The sequence below is a fragment of the Chryseobacterium taichungense genome, from assembly GCF_900109935.1.
Classification (GTDB): Bacteria; Bacteroidota; Bacteroidia; order Flavobacteriales; family Weeksellaceae; genus Chryseobacterium; species Chryseobacterium taichungense.
In genome coordinates, this window is sequence record NZ_FOBV01000002.1 from 537025 (window position 1) to 559883 (window position 22859).

The following is a 22859-nucleotide window of genomic DNA, read 5'->3' on the forward strand; positions in this document are numbered from 1 at the left end:
TGAATTAAATATAATTACTGTAAGCTTCTGACTGTAACATCCGGCGTTTCTCCTTTTGGTACAATAAATATGGCATCATCATTCACCGAATCGCCGTTATCAAAATAATATCCAGTTACAATTGGGATTACAAAACTTTGGTATTTTCCATCTTTTGTATAAGCCCAGTATGTAACATTCACATTTTGTGGTTTAAGCTTAAGATCAATTTTTTTTGAAGTAAGCTTAGATCCTGTAGCATTAATGCAGTTAAGTTCCACAAGCGTTATATTACTCACAATTTGGGGAGCATTACTCAAGCGTATATTATAGCTTTTCTGGGAATTATTTACTGCTTTTGCCGATACTTTATAGCGGTCAAAGTCTTTGCCGCCAACAGTTACCGATTCTTTATTCAGGATATTAAATGTAACCGAAAGACCATTGACATCAAGTGTTTCACCATCTTTGATTTTCTGTGCACTAATGAGAGAAAATGCCATTGAAAGAGAAAAAATTGAAAGTGAAATTAGTTTTTTCATAAATAATATTTTTTGATATGGTTTATTAATTTAAAAATAATCAAAATGTGTAACGGTTTGCGAAAAAAATATTAATTATTAATGAAATCTTATTTATAAATGATTAAATCTGTTTGTAAATGATTTATGCGTAAAAACATTGTTGTTCGGTAAAACTTTCTTTAACTTTATAAAACCAAATTACTTATATGAAAAAATATACAATTGGAGCATTATTGTTCTCAATGATGTTTGCGGGCGTTAGTGCACAATCTTTAAAATCGCCGGACGGAAAATTTGAAATGAATTTCCAGCTCAAGCAGGGTGTTCCGTATTACAATCTGAAATACAATGGCGACATTGTCGTTGAAGATTCAAAGCTGGGACTGAGATTATTCAAAGATACTTCCATCAAATTTGCGTCTGAAATTGCTAAACCTGAAGATGTAAAATTTGACCTGAATAACGGCTTTACAAAAACAGAAGAAAAGCGGGATTCTAAAAATGAAACCTGGCAGCCGGTTCTGGGAGAAAAGAAAAATTATATTAACAACTATAATGAACTAGCGGTTACGCTTCATCAGGATACTACTGACAGAAATATTATCGTTAAGTTCAGACTTTTTAATGATGGATTAGGTTTTAGATATGAATTCCCACAGCAAAAAAACCTGAATTATTTTGTGATCCGTGAAGAAGATTCTGAGATTGATTTCCCGACCGATATGAAAGCCTGGTGGATCGTTGCCGATTATGATTCGCAGGAATATCAGCCCCAAACAACAAAAATCTCTGAAATTCCGGGCCGTTGGGATCAGGCATTTGATAAGCATTCTTCCCAAACACTAATAAAAAATGCGGTTCAGACCCCTTTAATGCTGAAAAAAGAAGGAAAAAATCCTTTATATGTAAATGTTGGAGAAGCTGCTGTATTGGATTATTCGGCTTCTCATCTTGAAGTGGATGCTGTTAATTTTAAGTTTAAAACACATCTGACTCCTGACAAGCAAGGTGCAAAAGGATATATTCAGACTTCTACAGTTTCTCCGTGGAGAACGATTATTGTCTCTCCAAAGGCAGAAGAAATACTCGATTCTAAAATGATGTTTAACCTGAATGAACCTACAAAATATACCGACACTTCCTATATTCATCCTACAAAATACATGGGCGTATGGTGGGAAATGATCATCGGTAAATCACAGTGGGCTTATTCTACGGCTGATAATGTTCATATCGGAGTGACGGATTTTTCTAAATTAACACCTAACGGAAAACACGGTGCCAACAACACGAAAGTTAAGGAATACATCGATTTCGCCGCAGAAAACGGTTTCCAGGGGCTTTTAATTGAAGGTTGGAATATCGGCTGGGAAGACTGGATTGGGCACAATAAAGAATTTGTTTTTGATTTCATCACCCCTTATCCTGATTTTGATATCAAAATGCTGAATGAATATGCGCATTCAAAAGGCATCAAGCTGATCATGCATCACGAGACTTCTGCTTCGGCAACTAACTATGAAAGATGGGCCGATAAAGCTTTTCAGCTAATGAATCAATATGGTTATGATGCCGTGAAAACCGGTTATGTAGGAGACATGATTCCTCGTGGAGAACATCACTATTCTCAGTGGACTATTAATCATTATTATAGAATTGCAGAAAAAGCCAATGAGTATAAAATTATGGTCAATTCTCACGAATCGGTAAGGCCGGGAGGAGAGAGCAGAACCTATCCGAACTGGATTTCAGCAGAAGCAGCGCGTGGAACAGAACATGAAGCTTTTCAGGGAAACAATCCCGACCACCAAACTATTCTTCCTTTTACAAGATGGATAGGCGGGTCAATGGATTATACACCAGGGATTTTCCAGACCAAACTGGATTACTATTTTCCAGGAGATAAACGTTTTGTAAAAACAACTTTAGCAAAGCAGTTAGCGCTCTATGTGGTGATGTACATGCCACTCCAGATGGCTGCTGATTTACCAGAGAATTATAAAAGACATATGGATGCTTTCCAGTTTATTAAGGATGTAGCGGCCGATTGGGACGATACTAAAATTTTATCAGCTGAACCCGGAGATTATATCATCACTGCAAGAAAAGCGAAAGGAACAGAAAACTGGTTTGTAGGCGGTATTACGGATGAAGATAAACGTGATTATTCCGTAGATTTTTCTTTCCTGGATAAAGGCAAAAAATATGAAGCGACAATTTATGAAGACGGTAAAGATGCAGATTACATCGACAATCCTCAAAGCTATCATATCTATAAAAAACAGATTACAAGCAAGTCTAAAATCAATTTTAAAATGGCACGAAGCGGCGGTTTTGCAATTACGATTAAACCAATCGTAAAGTAATATTAATTCATATAAAATAAAAGGCTCAGGCATTATAACCTGAGCCTTTTAAACTTTAATGATGTCTTACACCTTTCTGATGATAAGTGATATCCTTATTTACCGTTTCGTAGTTTTTAGGGAGATGATCAGCATGTTCATCGAATGTGTGATTTCCGGCACTGTTCTGGTTCGTCTCCGGAGTTTCAAAATGGATTTGTTTACCATTCTTATAAAGTTTATTATCAAAAGTCCTGTAAAGTTGGTTTTCCTGATAAGTATTTCCATCGGGAGCTGTAAAGCTTTTCAGCTTTCCTTTGCTTTTCCTGTTCATTCTCCAGGCTACTACTGTTCCTGCTCCTATGAGTGCTAGAGCAACTTTTATTTTGTTATTCATAATATTGTAATTTAATTTGGTTAAAGATATTTTATTAATTAAGGCTGTCCGCTTCCTCCGGCGGCACCGTAGATTTGTCCTGTAGCAAAACTGGCGTCATTGGCAGCGAGCTGTACGAATATCGAGGCAAGTTCGGCAGGCTGTCCCGGTCTGCCAAGAGGGGTATCGGCTCCGAATTTAACAAGATTTTCCTGAGTTTGTCCACCGCTTACTTCAAGTGCTGTCCACACGGGTCCCGGCGCCACTCCGTTTACTCTTATGCCTTTTGGGCCAAGCTGTTTGGCTAATGATTTAACATAACTTGTTGTTGCCGCTTTGGTTTGCGCATAATCATACAGGTTTTCAGAAGGATCATAAGCCTGAACTGAAGAAAGCCCGATAATGCTGGAGCCTGGTTTCAGATGGGGAAGTGCTGCTTTAATAATCCAGAATGGTGCATATATATTGGTTTTCATCGTTCTTTCAAACTCTTCTGTGCTGATATCCAGAATCGATTCATGGGTTTTCTGATGACCCGCGTTGTTAACAAGAATATCAAGTCCGCCAAGCTGTTGTACAGCCTGTGATACGAGTTTCTTGCAGAATGACTCATCTCTGATATCCCCGGGAATTGCTATGGCTTTACGGCCGGCTTTCCGGATAAGATCAATAACTTGTACTGCGTCGGGTTCTTCTTCAGGCAAATAATTGATGGCAACATCGGCTCCTTCGCGGGCATAAGCAATCGCAGCGGCACGACCTATCCCGGAATCTCCGCCCGTAATTAAAGCTTTTCTTCCCATCAGTCTTCCTTAACCTACATAGCTTTTTTCTCCATGATCGGGAACCGGGTCCATCTTACTTGCTAAGCCCGGAAAAGGCTGAGACTGGCTTTTAAAAGGAGGCCGTGGATATTTTGTCGTAGGATCCGTAAGATCCGGGCCTGTAGAATTCTGAGGTTTTTGATTTTGAGATTGTGCGAATGCTGATGGTGAAACTGCGGCAACAGCAAGGGTTGCTGCTATTTTACCGATAGCATTTCGTCTTGTGATTGATTTTTCCATAATATTAAGATTTGTGGTGTGGTATGGCTCTGGAAGCCATTCTGATGAATATATAGCAATGAATATTCCAAGCTTTGAAAACTTTTGTTTTTTAAAAAGATTTATGATAATTATTTTACATTATGAGGTGAAATAAAATCGATGTAAAGAAGTATTTTGTTAAAAATTTTATAATAGCGGCAAGATAGTTGTAGAATTTTTAAAACCAAATGACAACTTATATGAATCTGCAATTAATCAAAGAATCAAAAAAAAGTAGTGAAAAAGATCATACGGATCATTTTCTCAATGATGTTCTTACAGGACTGCAAAGTACCCCGAAACATTTGTCATCCAAATATTTTTACGATAAGACAGGTGACGAATTGTTCCAGAAAATAATGGCAATGCCTGAATATTACCTTACGCGATGTGAACTTGATATTTTTAAGAATAAAACTTCAGAAATTGCAAAGGGTATCAGGGCAGATCAGGAACCTTTTGATCTTATTGAGCTCGGAGCGGGAGATGCGATGAAATCTACATATCTTCTGAAACATCTTAGTGAAATAGGAACTGATTTTACCTATATGCCAATCGATATTTCAGGAAATATTCTTTCGGTACTGGAGAAAAATTTGAAAAGGCAGCTTCCGGCAATAGATATTGAGCTTTTAGAAGGAGAATATTTTGAGATGCTTGAAAAAGCCATGACACTTTCGTCACGAAGAAAAGTCATTTTATTTTTAGGAGGAAACATAGGAAATATGAGCAGGAAAGAAGCTGAAAAGTTTTGCATAGCTCTTTACCAGTTATTAAATAAGGAAGATATTGTTCTGATTGGTTTTGATCTTAAAAAAAATCCTTATACCGTTTTGAACGCATACAGTGATAAGTCAGGAATCACGGCAGCATTTAATCTGAATCTTTTATCAAGAATCAATCGTGAGCTTGACGGTAATTTTAATATTGCTGACTTTCAGCATTACGAATCGTATGACCCAATTACGGGTGCATGCAAAAGTTTTCTTATAAGCCTTAGAGATCAGAAAGTAAATATTGCAGGCCAACTCATTTCATTTGAAGAAAATGAAGTTATTGACATGGAAGTATCACAGAAGTTTTCAAGATCAGAAATACGAAAACTGGCTGAAAAAACTGGTTTTAGAATCACCGGTGAAATTGCTGATTCTAAAGACTGGTTCATTGATAGTATCTGGAAGGTGAGTTAATAATTAAATGTAAAAAAATGGAAGCCAATACAATTATAAATCCTTTGGTAAGAAAATTCCGTGACATCAGAAAACGTTCGGAAAATATTTGTCAGCCCCTTGAAATTGAAGATTATGTTGTTCAACCAATTGTTGATGTAAGTCCTCCCAAATGGCACTTAGGCCACACCACCTGGTTTTTTGAAACATTTATTCTTATTCCCAATTTTCCTTCTTATGAAGTTTTTGATGATCAGTATAATTTTGTATTCAACAGCTATTACGAAACTATTGGGGCAAGAGTAATCCGTACCGATCGTGGAAATCTCAGCCGGCCTTCAGTTTCTGATATTTACAGATACAGAGCATATGTAGATGAAAAAATGACTGAATTCCTCAACAGCCATCATATGAATGACAGCATTCTACCGCTTTTAGAGCTGGGCCTCAATCACGAACAGCAGCATCAGGAACTTTTAATTACTGACATAAAATATATTCTTGGTCATAATCCACTTTTTCCTATTTATAAAAAAGAAATTAAAAATACTCATAAAACAACGGTAGAGAAGAGGATGCTCAGATTCTCGGAAGGAATTTATGAAATTGGCTTCGAGGGTCTGGGATTTTGCTTTGATAATGAACTAAACAGGCATAAAGTCTATCTTCATGATTTTGGAATTTCAAATCGTTTGGTAACCAACAGAGAATATCTTGAATTTATGGAATCCGGAGGATATTCTGATTTTAGATATTGGCACTCTGACGGTTGGAACTGGGTGAAAGAAAATAAGGTTAAATCTCCTTTGTATTGGCATAAAATCGATGGAAAATGGATGTGTTATACTTTGGGTGGACTGGAAGAAATTGATCCTGACGGTGAACTTTGCCATGTAAATTTCTATGAAGCTTCAGCTTATGCTTCCTGGAAAGGAATGCGCCTTCCAACCGAACAGGAATGGGAAGTGGCTTCTCCTCATTTTGAATGGGGAAAACGTTGGGAATGGACCAATAGTGCATACCTCCCTTATCCCGGATTCAAAAAAGAAGCCGGAGCAGTAGGTGAGTATAACGGTAAATTCATGGTTAATCAAATGGTGCTAAGAGGCGCATCTGTCGCTACACCACCGGGACACAGCAGGGATACCTACCGTAATTTTTTTCAGCCCGATCTGAAGTGGCAGTTTACAGGGATAAGGCTCGCTAAATAAAATGAAAGACCAGAAACCTACTTACCTCAATTTTGATTCAGAAAAATACTTCTGGAAGCCTGATATTGATTATCGTGAGCATCCCGAAAGATACCGTGTGGGCAAAGGAGAGCAAGGAGTTTTGATATGCGAGCCCTATAAAAGTGAAATAGGAAAATTCTGGCGTTTCAAAACTGCCGATATTGCGGAAGAAAGTTCAGGGAAAATATTTGACCTATTTAAAGAATATCTTCGTAAAAATGATTTTGTCGGAGCCGATATGGCTAGAAAATATTTGCAGATGGGCTTTACGAGAGCAAGAAGATATTTCAACTATAAAGGAGGCAAAAAATATGATGCAGAGGATAATTATAAAATGATGAAACGTGGGACAGGTGATCCCGAAAAAGAAAAATCAGCGGATATATTCTTTAAAAAATGGAAGGAAGCCGAATCTGATAAGAAATATACACGGATGAAAAAAGACTGGAAAAAGAATTTTGGATAAATCTATTTATTAATGTACCAATGTAACAGTTATCCAGTCATCGTTGTTAAATTGGTACATTGGTAGATTGATACATTATAAGTTCATTTCCTCACCGCATTGATCATTTCTCTTTTACCCGGCGGTCCCTGCTTTTTTTCCACTTCAAAATGAAGTTCCTGAAGAATCCTTCTCACGCTTCCTTTAGAAGAATAGGTTGTTAACAATCCGTTAACCGCCATTTTGTCAGAAACCATTTCAAACAACGGTTTTTCCCAAAGATCAGGCTGTACTCTTGCGCCGAAACAATCATAATATACGAGATTTATTTTTGGTAAGTCTATGTTTTTCAGATCAAAAAAGTCGCATTGTATTTTTTTTAAGGTAAAACCACTAATAATTTCAGTCTGCTTTTCCCAGTCAGCTTTGTGAATTTTTTGATAAATATTTTTAAATTCCGGGTCATCAAAAAGCTCATCATATGCCAAATTGTTCATTTCTGATTCATTTATTGGATATTTTTCGAGCGTAAAATAATTGATGATATGATTTTTGTCAGTTTTTAAATATTCATTAATTGTCACCAAAACGTTCAAACCTGTTCCAAAACCGAGTTCTAAAATATTAATTTCGTAATCATTTAAAAGATTTAATCCATTTTTGATAAACACGTGTTTTGCCTCCTGGAGTGCTCCGTGATGCGAATGGTAGTTTTCATTTAAATCATTGATATATAGTGTTTTACTACCGTCGTTTGTGGTTTTAATTTCTCTTTTCAAGCTATTTTTTTACAAATTTACTTTAAAATTTTTATATTTAGAAAATTATGTTAAATTTGTAGAACATCATAAAAAATTTTAGAAATGATAATTCAAAAAACTGAAAACTCCCGAATTTCTACATTCGACCCAAACAATTTTTCTTTCGGAAATACTTTTATTGATCATATGATTATATGTGAGTACGAAAATGGAAAATGGGGTGATGTAAAATTGGTTCCTTATGGTCCTTTGATGTTTACTCCTGCTATGATGGGTGTAAACTACGGACAAGCTTGTTTTGAAGGTATGAAAGCCTACAAAGACAAAGACGGACAGGTTTTCCTTTTCAGGCCTGAAAAGAATTTTGAGCGTATCAACAAATCGGCGAAGCGTCTTGCAATGCCGGAAGTAACGGAAGAAATGTTTTTAGACGGTTTAAAAGCATTGGTAGACATTGACAGAGACTGGATCCCATACGGAGAAGGAATGTCATTGTATATCAGACCATTGATTTTTGCTACTGAAGAAGCACTTAAAGCAAGGGTTTCTAATAAATATATGTTTGCTATAGTGGCAACACCGGCAAAAAGTTATTATACAGAGCCTGTGTCAGTGAAAATTTCAGATCACTATTCAAGAGCTGCGAGCGGTGGAGTAGGTTCTGCAAAAGCTGCAGGAAACTATGCTGCATCTTTTTATCCTACACAATTGGCAATCGAGGAAGGATATGAGCAGATCATCTGGACAGATGATGCTACCCACGAATATTTTGAAGAAAGCGGAACGATGAATGTATTTGTAAGAATCAACGATACTATTTATACACCGCCAACATCAGAAAAAATTCTTGATGGTGTTACCAGAGACAGCTTTATTCAGTTAGCTAAAAAGAGAGGAATTGAAGTAAAAGTTGAGCCTATTAAAGTAAAAGACGTTATTGAAGCTCAGAAAAACGGAACCCTAAAAGAAGTTTGGGGCGTTGGAACAGCTGTGGTGACAACTGTTTTCCAGGCTTTGGGATACAATGGTGAAAAACTTCAACTGCCAAGATTATCTGATGAAGAAAGCTATGCAGAATTACTTAAAAATGACCTTGTTAGCATCCAGAGTAATCTTTCAGAAGATCCTTTCGGATGGAGAGTTCAGGTAGATCATGTATTGGAAACTGTTTAATTTTAATACTTAAAAATATATACAAGCCGGGATTTCCCGGCTTTTTCCGTTTAACTAATATCTCGCTGAACAAAACATAGTGTAGTGACAAACAACATACTGATGATATTTTTGATCATAATAACAAAAGATGATCTCAACCCTAGCCCGGATTGCAGCTTTGTTTGAGCTCATTTTTGGTTTTGGTTGCGGCGGCGAAGCCGCCGCAACCAAAACCAAGAAAATAGCGAGTGCGGAAAGCCGGATAAAGCTTCAAAGAAAAACAGACTGGCACATTTAAAAGTTCGGCTTAAAATGAGGGCGAAAATGTTTAAACTTTAGTTTACAAGTTTTGTTAATCATTCCCGAAATGTGTATTTTCGCAAAAGTTTATGAGAAAAATACTCTTCATATCGGTTCTCAGCTTCTTAAGCTGCAGTAAGAATACGCAGACACATCCACCAGTTGGCGGAGTTCTCAGCAAGAATGATCTTGATGTTTCCAGGCAACGGATGAAAAACCTGAATGCGCAGGAAAGATATCATATTCAGGAATGGATCAATAATCAGCCTGTGAAATTTTATCCTACCCAGCTTAATTATTGGGTGAATATTCAGGGATTTGATCAAAGACAGAGAAGACAGGATGAAAGCTTTATTTCTTATTCTTATGATCTTTATGACTTTGATCAGACTAAAATTTACGATCAGCCGATCGAGAGAAGAGATGCCAGATTCGGGCACTTTGACGAATTGAAAGCGGTAGAAGATGCTTTGCGTTTTATCCATGATGGTGAGGAAGTTACAATTTTGGTTCCGTCAGCTCTTGCATATGGTACGTATGGAGATGAGAAGAAAATAGACAACGATATCCCGTTAATCATAAAATTAAAAGCATTATAATCAATGAAATTGTTTAACAAGAATATAATTCTGGCAGCGGCAAGTATTTCGCTCATGAGTTGTACACCAATTTATAAAAAAATGAACGTAGACAAAGAAACTTACGAAGGTCTTAATGACGGACTTTATGCAAACCTTCAGACAACGAAAGGAAATATGATCGTGAAGTTTGAAGACAAAAAAGCACCTGTAACTGTAGCCAATTTTATTGGTCTTGCAGAAGGGAAAATCGACAACAAGGCAAAAGCGAAAGGAGTTCCTTACTATGACGGAACGATTTTCCACAGAGTAATCAAAGATTTTATGATCCAGGGAGGTGATCCTCAGGGGACGGGAATGGGAGATCCTGGATATAAATTCGAGGACGAAAGAAACGACCTTAAACATACTGGAAAAGGAATTCTTTCTATGGCAAATTCAGGACCGAATACCAATGGTTCCCAGTTCTTTATTACTGAAGTAGCCACACCTTGGTTGGATGGAAAACATACGATCTTCGGAAAAGTGGTAAAAGGAGAAGATGTAATCGATGCGATTGCCAATGTAGAAAAAGGCCCTCAGGATAAACCTAAAACGGATATTGTTTTGGAGAAAGTTTCTGTTTTCAGCAAAGGAGACGAGTACAAAAATTACGATGCTGCTAAGACTTTCACAGAAGGAAAAGCAAAAATCGCAGAAAATAACAAAGCTTATTTAGCGAAAGAAGAAGCTGAAAAAAAGAAAAAAGAAGAAGAGTTTAAAGCAAACCAGGAGAAAATGGTAGAAGATTTAAAAGCAGGAATGCAGAAAACAGAATCCGGACTTTACTACAAGATTACTAAAACCACTGACGGAAAAGCTCCTAAAGCAGGTGATAATGTTTCTGTACATTATGCAGGGAAGTTGGTTGACGGTACTGAATTCGATTCTTCATTCAAAAGAAATGAGCCGATCGAAATTCCTATCGGAATGGGAAGAGTAATCAAAGGTTGGGATGAAGGAATTCTTTTGTTAAAAGAAGGTGAAACCGCTACGTTATTGATTCCGCCTGCAATGGGCTACGGAGAAAGAGGTGCAGGAGGCGTGATCCCGCCAAATGCATGGTTGATCTTCGATGTTGAGCTTGTGAAAGTTAAATAATCAGACCTGAAATATATTGAAAAGCCGTCCGCAAGGATGGCTTTTCAATTTTCACAGCGTAAAAAATACTTTTGTAACGATTTCACTAAATCAAGCGACAGATTCAGAAACAACGTCACTTGAGTAGATTTTTTAAGAAAATCGTATCGAAAAGTTTATTTAAATAAGCTCAAAAAATATCTCGATAATTTTCATTTTATTACGAAAAATACTCTAACCTGCCGTAAATACAGTTTAAAATTAAATTATGAAAATCAGATCATTTCTATTGCTGTTCTCACTGCTTTCTTTCCTGTCATTTGCACAGGGCAAAGTCAACCCCGATGATGCAGCCATCAAAAAAAATCTTACTTATTTCATGAATTCGGTCATAACTAAAAAGATCGACCAGGCAGTGAATTGTATTTATCCTAAATTCTTCACGATCGTACCGAAAGACCAGATGACGCAGATCCTTAACATGACATACAATAATCCATTCATAAAGATCGAAGTTAATAATCTAAAGTTTGGAAATATTGAAAAACCGGAACTCATCAACGGTGAATATTTTTCCATAGCCCATTATTATTTTACCATGAAGTGCAATATGGGTTCTCTGAATGACGACATGAAAAAACAGATCAATACCATGCTTTCAAAAAAATACGGAAAAAACAATGTACAGTATCTTTCGAAAGAAGGCGTCTATATCATCAATGCCGCTATGAAAGCCTGCGCTGTCTCTAAAGACCGTAAATCATGGAAGTTCGTGGTCCTCGAAAAAGAATATAAACCACAGCTGGTAAAAGTGCTCCCGAAAAAGGTGCTGGATAAAATTTAGAATTTTTAATGTATTATAAAAAGCCGTCTGTTGGATGGTTTTTTTGTTAAAAAAATCAGGGAAAATATGGAGAGCCGTAAGAGGATGTTACTTTACATTTATATTTGAAAAAATATAAGTTAACTAGACTTTAATGCTTTAAGCTTCCTCCACATGTACTGTTTCATTTTCTTATCACCATAAAAACCCTTATTTTAGCCATAAAATAAGTCTATGCAAAAAATCCTATACGCACTCTTCATATTCTCTGCAATTACAGTTTTCGGACAACCTAAAAGGTTTTTTGAAAAAGGAGAGGTGCAGATGCCGCATGCGGTAGAAAAAGTAAACCTGAAGTTTGAAAATAATCTGCCATTTGTGAAGGTGAGCATCAACGGAAAATTCTATAATTTTCTTTTTGATACCGGAGCACCGACCGTGATTTCCCAAGCGATCTACAACGAACTCAATCTTAAGAAAAAGTATAAAAAATCAATCAAAGATTCTGATGAAAAGGTGCAGCAGCAGATCTTCACCGAACTTCCGGAAATGAAGATCGATGAGTTGGTTTTTAAAAATGTAGGTGCTGTTGTTCTCGATCTCAATTCTGCGGAACTTAACTGCCTGAAAGTCGATGGTATTATCGGAGCCAATCAGATGGCTAAACTGTTCTGGAAAGTCAATTATTCACAGAATTCTCTGGAAGCATCAAAAGATCTTTCACTTTTTGATATCAGGGATTATGAGATTGTAATTCCTTTTGAAAGCCAGCTACAGAAAACTCCGATAGTGCAGACTTCAGTACTGAACAAAGAAATAAAACTTACTTTCGACACTGGCTTTTCCGGCAGGTTGGAAGTAGTGAGTAATAATATAGATCCGAAGACACTTCAGCATTTAGTAAAGACTTTCGGAACCCGTACCACCGGCGCTTTCGGAACAGCCATGCCTGCATCGGGATATATTTTCCGCGTAGATACTATGAAGATGGGAAACACAATGTTTAAAGATGAAATAATGGCTACCGGAAAAACAGATTATATCGGCAACGATTTTTTTAAAGACTTTGTTTTTATACTGGACTGGAACAATAACAAAATTTACATGAAAAGGATAGGTACAAGTCCATCTACCCTTGAATCTTTTGGTTTCAGTTATCGCTTTGTGAATGGAAATGCGATGGTCACATTTATTTTTGAAGAAGAAAATTTTCCACTTAAAATGGGTGACGCAATTATCAGCATCAACGGTATAAAGCTTGAGAACCTCGATCAAGATATGGTCTGTCGCTATTTTATCAACCGCGTGGAAAAAGATCAGAATACTCTCAGTATAAAGATCAAGAGGGGTGGGAGTATCATCGATGTCAAGCTTGATAAAAAAATTTTTTTGACGTAGGATATTTTGCTTTAAACGCAAGGAAAAAAGAAGTTTGAGAAGTCATCGTATGTATTAGCTTTCGTTAATTGATGCTTAAAACATCGCTGTCATTAGCTGAGCGTTTGCGCCTTTGCGAACGGAAATATGCGCAATCATTCAAAATAAAACCTTGCGAACGTTGCGTTAAAAATTTAAACTTAAAGAGGTAACCAGAATTTGTACTCTCTTTATATTGTATTGCACTTTATCGGGAAACCTTGTTGCGAGGTGCAACACACTTTCTGGGTTACCAGAAAAGTCATTGCAAGGTTGCGACAGCTTTTCGGAAAGCAATACAAGGTTGCGATCATTTCATAAAAAAACCGCTCCAAAAAGGAACGGTTGAGTATATTACCAGTTTTTATCAATCATATAAATAAGCTGTGTCATCGCAACGGCTCCCAAAAGGAGTTCACGTCGATTTACCTTTTCAAAAGTATCTTCTTCCGTATGATGGATGTCGAAATACCGTTGAGAATCGGGAACCAGCTCTGCGGCCGGAATTCCCAGATCATGAAGGGGATAAAGATCTGTTCCGGAATAGGTGTTTTTAAAATCATAAATACCATAAGGCAGGAACAGCTCTGACCAACTCTGAATCTGCTTTCTTTTTTCATTGTCCATGTCTAAAGAAATTCCACGCGGAGTAAATCCACCGGCATCTGTTTCAATGGCAAAAAGATGTTTTTCATTATTCTCTTTGACCATTTTCCCATATTGAACACCACCTTTTACGCCGTTTTCCTCATTAGCAAAACAGACAACGCGAATGGTATGATTGTTTTTGATTCCTAAATTTCTGAAAGTCCGCAATACCTCAATACTCTGAACAATTCCTGCTCCGTCATCATGAGCACCTTCACCCACATCCCACGAATCAAGATGTCCACCCACGACAATTACACTCTGATCGTTTTTGCCGGTAATTTCTCCGATAACAGAGTGGGAGAGTCTTTCACCTTTCATTCCGCAATTAGAGTTTAATTTGGCGGTTACTTTTTGTGAAGTCAAAAGAGTTGCCAGTTCATCAGCCGTTGTACTTCCGATAGCCACCGCAGGGATTTTCTTATCGTCTCCATATCGCATGGCTCCCGTATGCGGAACATCATCAAAAGCAGAAGAAAGCGAACGGATAATAGCAAACTTACCGCCTTTTTTTGCCGTTAAGGTAGCGGCCGTGGTTCTGTATTTCGCAGCATCACTATATCCTTTGAATGTTTCAATATAAGACTGACTAAATGGATAATTAAAGAAAACAATCTTATCTTTTACCTGTTGAGGAGACAACTTTTCGTACTCATCCATCGAACGTACCATAATGATCTCTCCGGATACATCTTTTCCGCCGGTTCCTTCCGAATTTCCGAGGGAAAGCATTTTCAGGTTTTTCCATTTTCCGTTGGAGGTCTTGATCTGTAACGATTCCTTTCCTCTTACCCAGACCGGAATCATTACTTCCTGAAGCCACACTTTATCTGCTCCTGCATCACGTAATTTCTGTTCGGCCCACTGGACAGCCTTTTCATAAGAGTCAGAACCACTAAGACGGTGTCCGATATTTTTTGTCAACTCCCGAAGTTCGGTATAGCTTTTTCCTTTATTTAATATCTCCGTAGAAATTTCTGCAAATTGTAATGAATCTTCTTTTTTCTGTGCAGAAACTGCCATAGTACCCAGCAATATTGCAGCTGCTATAATGTTTTTCATTTTCTTCTCCTTTTATTCTTTAGTTTAAATTTTAATAAAGAAATACTAAGTTTGCCGATTATTTTAAATTTGACAATCATATCTATTATAGTTCATACGAATCTATATATTGTTTTTTGAATACGTATGATAAACAGTATTTTGTTTTGCCTGAATAAACGAAAGTACACTACCAGTTTTTGTCGATCATAAACACCATCTGTGTCATCGCGACTGCGCCCAGAAGAAGTTCTCGTTTATTCACCTTATCGAAAGTATCTTCTACGGAATGATGGTAATCAAAATACCGTTGTGTATCAACGACCAATTCAGCCAATGGAATATCAAGCTTTTTTAACGGAGAGATATCCTGAATCGCTTCGGTCTGGTCAAAATCATAGACCCCATACGGAAGAAAATAATTTTTCCATTCAAAGATCTGCCTTCTTCTTTGAGGTGACATATCCAGCGAAAACCCTCTTGGAGAATACCCTCCGGCGTCCGTTCCGAGCGCAAAAATATGCTTTTCTTCTTTCTTCTTTACATAAGCTGCGTACATTTCCCGGCCCTGTCCGCCATTCTCACTGTTGGCATACAGCACAACACGGATCGTGTGATTATTTTCGATACCAAGTGCCTTTATTGTTCTTAGTACTTCTATACATTGCACAACACCGGTTCCGTCGTCAATGGCTCCTTCCCCGAAATCCCAAGAGTCGAGCTGGGCGCCGAGAACAATCACTTTAGAATCTTTCTTTCCCGGTATTTCAGCGATGATATTGGGATTGGTTGTTTCGCCCTTCGATTCGGCGGTCATATTAATTTTTGCGGTCACTTTCTGCTTTTTGAGTAGTTTTTCAAGCTCATCTGCAGATCTTGCGCCGATGGTCAAGGCTGGAATTTTTACTTTATCATCAGGCTCATAATAGATCATTTTTGCATGAGGCGTGTCGTCATTTGCTGTGGTTAATGATCGTATGATTAAAGCTTTTGCACCCGTTTTAGCAATTACGGAAGGGGAGATCAGCTTTGATTTTGCTGTAATCAGGTAAGAATAACTGGTATTGATAATCCTTGGATCCATAGGAAGGTTGACAAAAACGATTTTATCTTTCAATTGCCCGACGGACATTGCATTGAGCTCAGAAGTTGTGTTGATGAGAACGATTTCACCCGTAAGATCTTTTCCTCCTGTCCCTTCAGAGTTTCCGAAAGACAGCATCCTGATATTTTTCCATTCACCGTTGCCTGCTTTTATCTGAAGTGATTCTTTTCCTCTAATCCATACCGGTGCTCTGGCTTCCTGTCTCCAGATCATTTCAATACCGATTTCCTTAAGCTTTCTTTCGGCCCATTCTACGGCTTTCATATATCCCGGTGTAGCACTGAATCTTGGGCCGATCCCTTTGGTAAGTTCGCCAAGATTGTTGTAGGCGGCTCCGTTCATCATGATTTCATCCGAAATCTTTTTAAACTCATCATGATAGTTGAGTTTCTGAGTGATGCCTGTTTTCTTTACCGGCTTTTTCAACGGCTTTTTTTGAGAAAATAAAAATCCACCCAAAAAGAGTGGAATGATAATGAAGATCTTTTTCATTTATTATTTACCTTTCTTTTTCTATGCTAAAAGTAAGGAAAAATTGGTTAGTTTTTACTGTTTCATATCGTACATCAGAAGGGCGGTAACAAGTTTTGGCTCAATGAATGTACATTTTGGCGGCATACTCAGTTTCAGATCGGAAATTTTAATCATATCATTGAAACTTACAGGGTAGATTCCGAATCCTGCTTTGCCTCCTCCGCTGTCTATTCTTTCCTTAAGCTGATTAATTCCTTCAATGTTGGAGGTACCTTTTATATAATCTATCTTTTCAGAACTGTCAGGATCTTCTATTTTTAAGATATTTTTAAACACATATTTATCAAGAAGATGATGATCAAGATTATCCAGTGACATTTCCTGGGAACGGAGATCATGTTTTACGTGAAGTGAATAAAATTTACCATCCATATACATTGATATGTGAAACTTCTGGGATGGGAAATATGCCGTTTCTCCCTTCTCGTGGATGAGGAAATATTTTTCCAGTTCGCTTAAAAATTCTTCATTCGAAAGTCCGTTAAGATCAGTCACGATTCTGTTGTAATCATGGATTTTAATAGACTGGTTGGATACGATGAAGCTGTAGACGAAGTTGTAAAGTTCTGTTCCGTTATGTCTTTTGTTTTTATCTTTCTGATGTTTGGCGTTCAGGGCGGTAGACCCGATTCTGTGGTGACCGTCTGCAATGTAGAATGAATCGATCTGGTCGATTACTTCTTTAAACTGCTGTAATTTAAGGCGATTGTCAATTCTCCAAATCTTATGCCTGATTCCTTTTGTATCTACATGATTGAAGATCGGAACATTCTTCTCTTCATGATTCATGAGCAACTCAATTTTGGAGTTGGCGGTATAGGTAAGCAATACCGGTTCTGCCTGCAGATTTACCTTTTCAAGATAATGGGCCAGTTTTTCTTTTTTCTGCGGAATGGTACTCTCGTGTCTTTTGATCTTTCCGTTCCAGAAATCTTCGATGCTGGCAAGCCCCAACAGCCCTCTAAAAACCTGTTTATCGGGATAGATTTGCTCATAAAGATAATACGCCGAATTGTCCTGAACGAGTTTGTTCTCATCCATCAATTCTTCAAACGTCGACCGGATCTTTCTTAAATTCCTATCGATATCTTTAGATTTACTGACAACGTATGGCTTGATCATATTGATGTAAGTATCTTCAACTTGAGCTTTTTCCGCTATCTCTTCCTGCGTGAAATTGTCCAGAGGATGAGTAGGGAAAGTGCTCTCATAGTCTTTATGAGGTCTTATTCCGCGAAAAGGTTTAAAAACAGGCATATTTTATTTTATAGTTTCTTTTATCTTAATAATTTGTTCTGCAAGCTCTACTCCGATTTTTTCCTGGGCATCTACGGTGTTTCCGCCTACATGCGGTGAAAGTGATAGGGCAGGATTCATCAGCAGAAGTACTTCAGGATTGGGTTCTTTTTCAAAAACATCCAGTGCGGCACCGGCTACTTTTCCTGATTCGATAAAATCGATCAGGGCTACTTCATTCAACACGCCGCCTCTTGCAGTATTAACAATATAGACTCCATCTTTCATTTTTTCAAACTGAGGAGTGTCTATGATATATTCATTTGTTTTAGGGGTATTGATGCTGATAAAGTCTGCTTCTTTAAGAAATGCATCCATATCATTGGTGGAAGTAATCTCGAAATTCAGGGATTGCCCATCGAAAAATTCAAGCGTAAGGACTTTTTTCTGAGGTTTTCTGGTGAGGACAATTACTTTCATTCCTAAGGAAATTCCCATTTTTGCAACTTCCTGACCGATACTTCCAAAGCCGATCACCCCTAATGTTTTTCCTGAAAGTTCGTATGCTTTGCTAAAGGATTTTTTCATGGCATCAAAATGAGTTTCTCCTTCCAAAGGCATCAGCCTGTTGGACTCATGAAGAAACCTCGCCAGTGAAAAGAAATGCCCGAAAACCAGCTCTGCAACGGATTTTGATGAAGCAGTAGGAGTATTGATAACATAAAGTCCCTTTTCAATAGCATATTCTACATCAATATTATCCATTCCGATGCCGCCTCTCCCGACGATTTTAAGCCCCGGACAGGCATCAATGAGTTCCTGTCTCACCTTGGTGGCACTTCTTACAAGAAGAACATCAACTTTATTGTCATTGATAAAGCTGATAACATGATCCTGTGCAACTCTGTTGTCCAGAACTTCTATCCCGGCATCTTTCAATGCCTTTTCTCCTGCTTTGGAAATACCGTCGTTAGCTAAAACTTTCATGGATCTTTTTATTTAATTTAAATAGTTAAAGATGAATTATTAAAAATTTAAATAGTTGCGCAAATTAAGAAAATTTAAAATAATGATCGTGATCTTTAATTCCGTATTTCTAATTTTTATTGAACGACTTCATTACATCTACCAAAACATGAACACTCTCAATTGGTAAGGCATTGTAAAGACTTGCTCTGTAACCTACAAGACTTCTGTGGCCGTTCAGACCGCTGATACCTGCAGCTTTCCATGCATTGTCGAATTCTTCTTTTTTGTTCTCATCGGTAATTTTAAAGGAAACATTCATTAAAGAACGATCTTCTTTTACGCAGAAAGTTTCAAACAGGGGATTGCTGTCAATCTCGTCATAAAGAAGTTTTGCTTTAGCTTCATTTCTTGCTTCTGCACCGGCAATTCCTCCGTTGTTTTCCAGGTGCTGTAATGTAAGTAAAGATGCATACACAGGGAAAACCGGCGGCGTATTATACATCGATTCTTTGGCAATATGCTGAGAATAATCCAGAATAGAGAACATATTTTCTCTTCCTGTTTTACCCAGGATTTCTTTTTTAATAACAACCAACGTCACTCCAGCTGGTCCCATATTTTTCTGTGCTCCGGCGTAGATCAGGTCAAATTTAGAGAAATCCAATTGTCTTGAGAAAATATCAGAACTCATGTCGCAAACCATTAACGTATCCACTTCAGGAAAAGATTTCATCTGAGTACCATAAATGGTATTGTTGGAAGTGCAATGGAAATAATCATATTCTGAGCCTACTTTATAATCTTTAGGAATAAATGAATAATTTTCTTCTTTTGAAGATCCTACAACATCCACCGTTCCTACTTTTTTTGCTTCTTTAATAGCTCCCGCAGCCCATGTTCCTGTATCAAGATAAGCTGCTTTTCCGCCTACTTTCATCAGGTTGTATGGAACCATTGCAAACTGCAGGCTTGCACCGCCTCCTAAATATAAAACTTCGTAATCATCACCTAAGTTCATCAGTCTTTTTACGATGGCGCGGGCTTCGTCCATTACCGCAACAAAATCTTTGCTTCTGTGCGAAATTTCAAGAAGTGATAACCCGATTCCGTTGAAATCCAGAATGGCCTGTGCTGATTTTTCGAAAACTTCCTGAGGTAAGATACATGGTCCTGCGCTAAAGTTGTGTTTTTTGCTCATATCATTTATTTTTTTGCTTTGCCGTATAGTAAATCCTTACGGCTTCATTTATAGTTGGTTGGTAAATAAATACAGATTTCGTATATAAAAAACCGCCTCATGATGTATGAGACGGCAGTTTTTATTCTCCGTGTAAGAATGCTTTTTTATTTAGCAGTGCTTCTTCAGATTCCACATGATCTTCATCTGGCACACAGCAGTCTACAGGACATACTGCTGCACACTGCGGCTCTTCGTGGAAGCCTTTGCACTCTGTACATTTATCTGTCACAATAAAATATACATCGTCACTTACAGGCTCCTGTGGTGCATCTGCATCAACTGTAAGGCCTGATGGCAATGTTACGGTTCCTTTTAATTCGGTACCTTCTGAAGCTTTCCAATCTACTGCTCCTTCATAAATTGCATTATTTGGACATTCTGGTTCGCAGGCCCCGCAATTAATGCATTCATCAGTTATTTTAATAGCCATCGCTAATTTTTTTTAAATTTGCACAAAATTACAAAATATTCCCCAATTTTACAGTACTTATGAATATTGAAAATCAAGTTTTAGGACTTATAGAACTTAGTCGTTATATATCGGAGTTTTTGGCAAAGAAAAGCGAAGATTACAATGAAAATGATGTTGATTTTGAACTTTTAATTAAAAAGTCTGAAATTGAGAATCCGTGGTTTACGGTTGAAAATCAGAAATTTGCTTTACGACAGTGGACGAATCTTCTTACCGAACAAAATATAAATAACTGGCTTAAAGAATATTCTATCTCCAAAACATCAAAAAGAGTAGGGCTTATTTTAGCGGGAAATATTCCTTTGGTAGGATTTCATGATGTGATTTCGGTAGTGTTGAGCAATCATATTCCAATAATCAAATTATCATCGAAAGACCGATACATGATCCCCTTTCTGTTGAAAAAATGGAATGAATTCTCCGGGGGAAATGTCAGGTATGAATTTGTGGAAAGGCTTGAAAATTTTGATGCAGTCATCGCTACAGGTAGTAATAATACCGCAAGATATCTGGAATATTACTTTAAGAATCATCTTCATATCATCAGAAAAAACAGAACTTCAGTAGCAGTTTTAAAAGGGGATGAAACCGAAGAAGAACTGAAACTTCTTGCGGAAGATATTTTCAGGTATTTCGGATTGGGTTGCCGGAATGTAACGAGACTTTTTATTCCTCAGAATTACGTTATTGACAGATTGTTTGAGAGTTTTATTGGTTTCCAGGATATTATTAACCATAATAAATATGCCAATAATTACGATTACAACAGAGCGGTTTATCTTCTCAATCAGGAAACATTCTGGGATAATAATTTTGTAATGCTGAAAGAAGATGAAAAGCTTTTCAGTCCGCTTTCGGTTATTAATTTTAGTAGATATTCTTCATTGGATGAAGTTAAAAATTTTATTGCTGAAAATGAAGAAAATATCCAGTGTATCGTGGCAAAAGAAGAACTTGGATTGGATTCCATAGCTCTTGGCGAAGCTCAGAATCCTGGCCTCGACACGTATGCTGATAATGTTGATACTATGAAATTTTTATCGGTAATATAATTCTTCGTATCTTGCTGTCAACCAATCATTGATTCATATGAAAAAAATACTTCTGATATGTGCATTTTTTGCTTTTCACTGGGCAATTTCCCAGCAGAAAAGTACAATAAAAGTAGTTGAAAGCAAGAAAATTGAGCTAACCTCCGAACTTCCCAAGGATAAAATTGATCTATACAATCAGGCATTTATGAAATTTGTCGCTGCATTGAAATCTTCTGATAAAGAAAAAATTAAAACACTTGTTTCGGATAAGATAGCGTATTATATGTCTGACGATATCATCTCAAAATTATCAGGGGGAATCAGTTTTGACCGGAAAATGGACGTATACAAATCGGGATATCAGAAATTGTATGAAAACGAGACCTATCCGATTATTCAATATAAATATTCCGATGATCAACAGAATCCGCCACGGGATATTATTACAGTAATTTTTGAAAACGACGGAAAGATTCTCGGAGTAAAGCCTGAATACGCGGAATAGCCCATGAGCAATAAACAATTATAAAAAAATAATATTAAAACTATGATGACAGATGTTTTGGTTGCGCATTCTTCTGATGTGGAGAAAGCTGACTTTTACAAAAAAACGTATTTGCATGTAGCATTGTCTATTCTTGCATTTATTGGAGTAGAAAGTGTTTTGTTGAAAACCGTTCCGGATCAGTTGATCTTTGCCATGTTTGCCCAGCGGTATATCTGGCTTTTAATTATCGGAGTATTCTGGTTGGCTTCAGTTTTAGCTACAAAATGGTCACTTTCATTGAGTAAATCAACGCAATATTTTGGCTTAGGATTTTATATTTTGCTGGAAGCGGTTATTTTTCTTCCACTGATCAAGATCGCAACATTGTATGCCGGACCACAGGTGATCTATCAGGCAGCAATGCTTACCATTGCGATGTTTGCAGGGATTTCAACAGTTGCTTTCACTTCTAAAAGGGATTTTTCTTTCCTTAGAAATATCATTGTTATCGGAGGATTTATTTCTCTTGGATTAATTGTAGGAGGAATGATTTTTAGCTTTAATCTCGGCCTCTGGTTCTCTGTAGGAATGGTAATTCTTGCTTCTGCAACGATTCTGTATCAGACGAGCAAATTGAAAGATTCTTACAGTACCAATCAATATGTTGGCGCTTCTTTACAGCTTTTTGCTTCGATTATGCTTTTATTCTGGTATATCTTAAGTATTTTGATGAGCAGAAGAAACTAAATGTAAGTTATAAATTACAAGTTTTGAGTTAAGAATTTC

General features: G+C 37.2%; 24 protein-coding genes. 13 read left to right on the top strand and 11 right to left on the bottom strand.

Going from position 1 to position 22859, the window contains the following annotated elements; genetic code table 11:
* Positions 1-14 precede the first annotated feature (14 nt).
* Positions 15-521 (bottom strand): hypothetical protein, encoded by a 507-nt coding sequence (locus BMW64_RS06030; RefSeq protein ID WP_089999110.1) that lies wholly within the window; start codon positions 519-521, stop codon positions 15-17.
* A gap of 188 nt (positions 522-709) precedes the next feature.
* Here BMW64_RS06030 and BMW64_RS06035 point away from each other — a divergent pair, with 188 nt between their 5' ends.
* A complete protein-coding gene (locus BMW64_RS06035; RefSeq protein WP_089999111.1) occupies positions 710-2869 on the top strand; it encodes a glycoside hydrolase family 97 protein in 2160 nt (719 codons plus the stop codon).
* Positions 2870-2924: 55 nt separating this feature from the next.
* Here BMW64_RS06035 and BMW64_RS06040 read toward each other — a convergent pair whose 3' ends face one another.
* From BMW64_RS06040 to BMW64_RS21065, 3 genes are read right to left on the bottom strand one after another with little or no spacing between them, the layout of a single operon-like run.
* Positions 2925-3245: a hypothetical protein gene (locus BMW64_RS06040; RefSeq protein ID WP_089999112.1), complete on the bottom strand. Its 321-nt coding sequence runs from the start codon at positions 3243-3245 to the stop codon at positions 2925-2927.
* Between the two features lie 38 nt (positions 3246-3283).
* Positions 3284-4027, bottom strand: a complete 744-nt coding sequence (locus BMW64_RS06045) for an SDR family oxidoreductase (protein WP_317048313.1) — start codon at positions 4025-4027, stop codon at positions 3284-3286.
* Between the two features lie 9 nt (positions 4028-4036).
* The gene (locus BMW64_RS21065; protein ID WP_317048314.1) at positions 4037-4288 is read right to left on the bottom strand and encodes a hypothetical protein; all 252 of its coding nucleotides are present in this window, start codon (positions 4286-4288) and stop codon (positions 4037-4039) included.
* Between the two features lie 221 nt (positions 4289-4509).
* Here BMW64_RS21065 and BMW64_RS06050 point away from each other — a divergent pair, with 221 nt between their 5' ends.
* From BMW64_RS06050 to BMW64_RS06060, 3 genes are read left to right on the top strand one after another with little or no spacing between them, the layout of a single operon-like run.
* Positions 4510-5499, top strand: coding sequence for an L-histidine N(alpha)-methyltransferase (locus BMW64_RS06050; protein ID WP_089999113.1), 990 nt, complete (start codon positions 4510-4512; stop codon positions 5497-5499).
* Positions 5500-5516: 17 nt separating this feature from the next.
* On the top strand, positions 5517-6689 hold the full coding sequence (egtB, locus tag BMW64_RS06055; protein WP_089999114.1) for an ergothioneine biosynthesis protein EgtB: 1173 nt from the start codon (positions 5517-5519) through the stop codon (positions 6687-6689).
* A gap of 1 nt (position 6690) precedes the next feature.
* Entirely contained in the window at positions 6691-7176 is a 486-nt protein-coding gene (locus tag BMW64_RS06060) for a DUF4385 domain-containing protein (protein WP_089999115.1), read from the top strand.
* An 83-nt stretch (positions 7177-7259) separates the two neighbouring features.
* On the opposite strand, the gene mnmD is transcribed toward BMW64_RS06060, so the two are convergent.
* Positions 7260-7934: a tRNA (5-methylaminomethyl-2-thiouridine)(34)-methyltransferase MnmC2 gene (gene mnmD, locus BMW64_RS06065; protein WP_089999116.1), complete on the bottom strand. Its 675-nt coding sequence runs from the start codon at positions 7932-7934 to the stop codon at positions 7260-7262.
* Between the two features lie 84 nt (positions 7935-8018).
* On the opposite strand from mnmD, the gene BMW64_RS06070 reads away from it, so the two are divergent.
* The 6 genes from BMW64_RS06070 (at position 8019) to BMW64_RS06090 (ending at position 13289) form a co-directional block, all read left to right on the top strand.
* Entirely contained in the window at positions 8019-9089 is a 1071-nt protein-coding gene (locus BMW64_RS06070) for a branched-chain amino acid aminotransferase (protein ID WP_089999117.1), read from the top strand.
* A 130-nt stretch (positions 9090-9219) separates the two neighbouring features.
* Complete coding sequence (locus BMW64_RS20610) at positions 9220-9369, top strand: hypothetical protein (protein ID WP_177175244.1); 150 nt, start codon at positions 9220-9222, stop codon at positions 9367-9369.
* 91 nt (positions 9370-9460) lie between these two features.
* Positions 9461-9970, top strand: a complete 510-nt coding sequence (locus BMW64_RS06075; protein ID WP_089999118.1) for an FKBP-type peptidyl-prolyl cis-trans isomerase — start codon at positions 9461-9463, stop codon at positions 9968-9970.
* 81 nt (positions 9971-10051) lie between these two features.
* A complete protein-coding gene (locus BMW64_RS06080; protein ID WP_228400857.1) occupies positions 10052-11089 on the top strand; it encodes a peptidylprolyl isomerase in 1038 nt (345 codons plus the stop codon).
* Positions 11090-11336: 247 nt separating this feature from the next.
* Positions 11337-11912: a hypothetical protein gene (locus BMW64_RS06085; protein WP_089999119.1), complete on the top strand. Its 576-nt coding sequence runs from the start codon at positions 11337-11339 to the stop codon at positions 11910-11912.
* 213 nt (positions 11913-12125) lie between these two features.
* Positions 12126-13289 (top strand): aspartyl protease family protein, encoded by a 1164-nt coding sequence (locus BMW64_RS06090; RefSeq protein WP_089999120.1) that lies wholly within the window; start codon positions 12126-12128, stop codon positions 13287-13289.
* Positions 13290-13661: 372 nt separating this feature from the next.
* On the opposite strand, the gene BMW64_RS06095 is transcribed toward BMW64_RS06090, so the two are convergent.
* The 6 genes from BMW64_RS06095 to BMW64_RS06120 form a co-directional block, all read right to left on the bottom strand.
* Positions 13662-15017 carry a M20/M25/M40 family metallo-hydrolase gene (locus BMW64_RS06095; protein ID WP_089999121.1) on the bottom strand — a complete coding sequence of 452 codons (1356 nt, stop codon included), beginning with the start codon at positions 15015-15017 and terminating at the stop codon, positions 13662-13664.
* A gap of 169 nt (positions 15018-15186) precedes the next feature.
* Positions 15187-16593 carry a M28 family peptidase gene (locus tag BMW64_RS06100; RefSeq protein ID WP_089999122.1) on the bottom strand — a complete coding sequence of 469 codons (1407 nt, stop codon included), beginning with the start codon at positions 16591-16593 and terminating at the stop codon, positions 15187-15189.
* Positions 16594-16647: 54 nt separating this feature from the next.
* Positions 16648-17892, bottom strand: coding sequence for a DUF1015 domain-containing protein (locus BMW64_RS06105; RefSeq protein WP_089999123.1), 1245 nt, complete (start codon positions 17890-17892; stop codon positions 16648-16650).
* A 3-nt stretch (positions 17893-17895) separates the two neighbouring features.
* Positions 17896-18858, bottom strand: coding sequence for a D-2-hydroxyacid dehydrogenase (locus tag BMW64_RS06110; RefSeq protein ID WP_089999124.1), 963 nt, complete (start codon positions 18856-18858; stop codon positions 17896-17898).
* Between the two features lie 109 nt (positions 18859-18967).
* A complete protein-coding gene (gene serC / locus BMW64_RS06115) occupies positions 18968-20038 on the bottom strand; it encodes a 3-phosphoserine/phosphohydroxythreonine transaminase (protein WP_089999125.1) in 1071 nt (356 codons plus the stop codon).
* Between the two features lie 121 nt (positions 20039-20159).
* Positions 20160-20510, bottom strand: coding sequence for a 4Fe-4S binding protein (locus BMW64_RS06120; RefSeq protein WP_034682968.1), 351 nt, complete (start codon positions 20508-20510; stop codon positions 20160-20162).
* A 59-nt stretch (positions 20511-20569) separates the two neighbouring features.
* Between BMW64_RS06120 and BMW64_RS06125 the strand changes: the two genes are divergently transcribed.
* From BMW64_RS06125 to BMW64_RS06135, 3 genes are read left to right on the top strand one after another with little or no spacing between them, the layout of a single operon-like run.
* On the top strand, positions 20570-21604 hold the full coding sequence (locus tag BMW64_RS06125; RefSeq protein ID WP_089999126.1) for an acyl-CoA reductase: 1035 nt from the start codon (positions 20570-20572) through the stop codon (positions 21602-21604).
* Positions 21605-21641: 37 nt separating this feature from the next.
* Positions 21642-22091: a hypothetical protein gene (locus BMW64_RS06130; RefSeq protein WP_089999127.1), complete on the top strand. Its 450-nt coding sequence runs from the start codon at positions 21642-21644 to the stop codon at positions 22089-22091.
* Between the two features lie 42 nt (positions 22092-22133).
* A complete protein-coding gene (locus tag BMW64_RS06135; protein ID WP_089999128.1) occupies positions 22134-22820 on the top strand; it encodes a Bax inhibitor-1/YccA family protein in 687 nt (228 codons plus the stop codon).
* Positions 22821-22859 lie beyond the last annotated feature (39 nt).

Bases quoted from the DNA above. Each gene is read 5' to 3' on its own strand.
- BMW64_RS06070 (WP_089999117.1), top strand. From the start codon at position 8,019: ATGATAATTCAAAAAACTGAAAACTCCCGAATTTCTACATTCGACCCA.
- BMW64_RS21065 (WP_317048314.1), bottom strand. From the start codon at position 4,288: ATGGAAAAATCAATCACAAGACGAAATGCTATCGGTAAAATAGCAGCA.
- serC (WP_089999125.1), bottom strand. From the start codon at position 20,038: ATGAGCAAAAAACACAACTTTAGCGCAGGACCATGTATCTTACCTCAG.
- BMW64_RS06060 (WP_089999115.1), top strand. From the start codon at position 6,691: ATGAAAGACCAGAAACCTACTTACCTCAATTTTGATTCAGAAAAATAC.
- BMW64_RS06100 (WP_089999122.1), bottom strand. From the start codon at position 16,593: ATGAAAAAGATCTTCATTATCATTCCACTCTTTTTGGGTGGATTTTTA.
- BMW64_RS06135 (WP_089999128.1), top strand. From the start codon at position 22,134: ATGATGACAGATGTTTTGGTTGCGCATTCTTCTGATGTGGAGAAAGCT.
- BMW64_RS06090 (WP_089999120.1), top strand. From the start codon at position 12,126: ATGCAAAAAATCCTATACGCACTCTTCATATTCTCTGCAATTACAGTT.
- BMW64_RS06125 (WP_089999126.1), top strand. From the start codon at position 20,570: ATGAATATTGAAAATCAAGTTTTAGGACTTATAGAACTTAGTCGTTAT.
- BMW64_RS06050 (WP_089999113.1), top strand. From the start codon at position 4,510: ATGAATCTGCAATTAATCAAAGAATCAAAAAAAAGTAGTGAAAAAGAT.
- BMW64_RS06130 (WP_089999127.1), top strand. From the start codon at position 21,642: ATGAAAAAAATACTTCTGATATGTGCATTTTTTGCTTTTCACTGGGCA.
- BMW64_RS06035 (WP_089999111.1), top strand. From the start codon at position 710: ATGAAAAAATATACAATTGGAGCATTATTGTTCTCAATGATGTTTGCG.
- BMW64_RS06075 (WP_089999118.1), top strand. From the start codon at position 9,461: ATGAGAAAAATACTCTTCATATCGGTTCTCAGCTTCTTAAGCTGCAGT.
- BMW64_RS20610 (WP_177175244.1), top strand. From the start codon at position 9,220: ATGATCTCAACCCTAGCCCGGATTGCAGCTTTGTTTGAGCTCATTTTT.
- BMW64_RS06110 (WP_089999124.1), bottom strand. From the start codon at position 18,858: ATGAAAGTTTTAGCTAACGACGGTATTTCCAAAGCAGGAGAAAAGGCA.
- BMW64_RS06105 (WP_089999123.1), bottom strand. From the start codon at position 17,892: ATGCCTGTTTTTAAACCTTTTCGCGGAATAAGACCTCATAAAGACTAT.
- BMW64_RS06120 (WP_034682968.1), bottom strand. From the start codon at position 20,510: ATGGCTATTAAAATAACTGATGAATGCATTAATTGCGGGGCCTGCGAA.
- BMW64_RS06095 (WP_089999121.1), bottom strand. From the start codon at position 15,017: ATGAAAAACATTATAGCAGCTGCAATATTGCTGGGTACTATGGCAGTT.
- BMW64_RS06045 (WP_317048313.1), bottom strand. From the start codon at position 4,027: ATGGGAAGAAAAGCTTTAATTACGGGCGGAGATTCCGGGATAGGTCGT.
- BMW64_RS06085 (WP_089999119.1), top strand. From the start codon at position 11,337: ATGAAAATCAGATCATTTCTATTGCTGTTCTCACTGCTTTCTTTCCTG.
- BMW64_RS06080 (WP_228400857.1), top strand. From the start codon at position 10,052: ATGAACGTAGACAAAGAAACTTACGAAGGTCTTAATGACGGACTTTAT.
- BMW64_RS06040 (WP_089999112.1), bottom strand. From the start codon at position 3,245: ATGAATAACAAAATAAAAGTTGCTCTAGCACTCATAGGAGCAGGAACA.
- egtB (WP_089999114.1), top strand. From the start codon at position 5,517: ATGGAAGCCAATACAATTATAAATCCTTTGGTAAGAAAATTCCGTGAC.
- BMW64_RS06030 (WP_089999110.1), bottom strand. From the start codon at position 521: ATGAAAAAACTAATTTCACTTTCAATTTTTTCTCTTTCAATGGCATTT.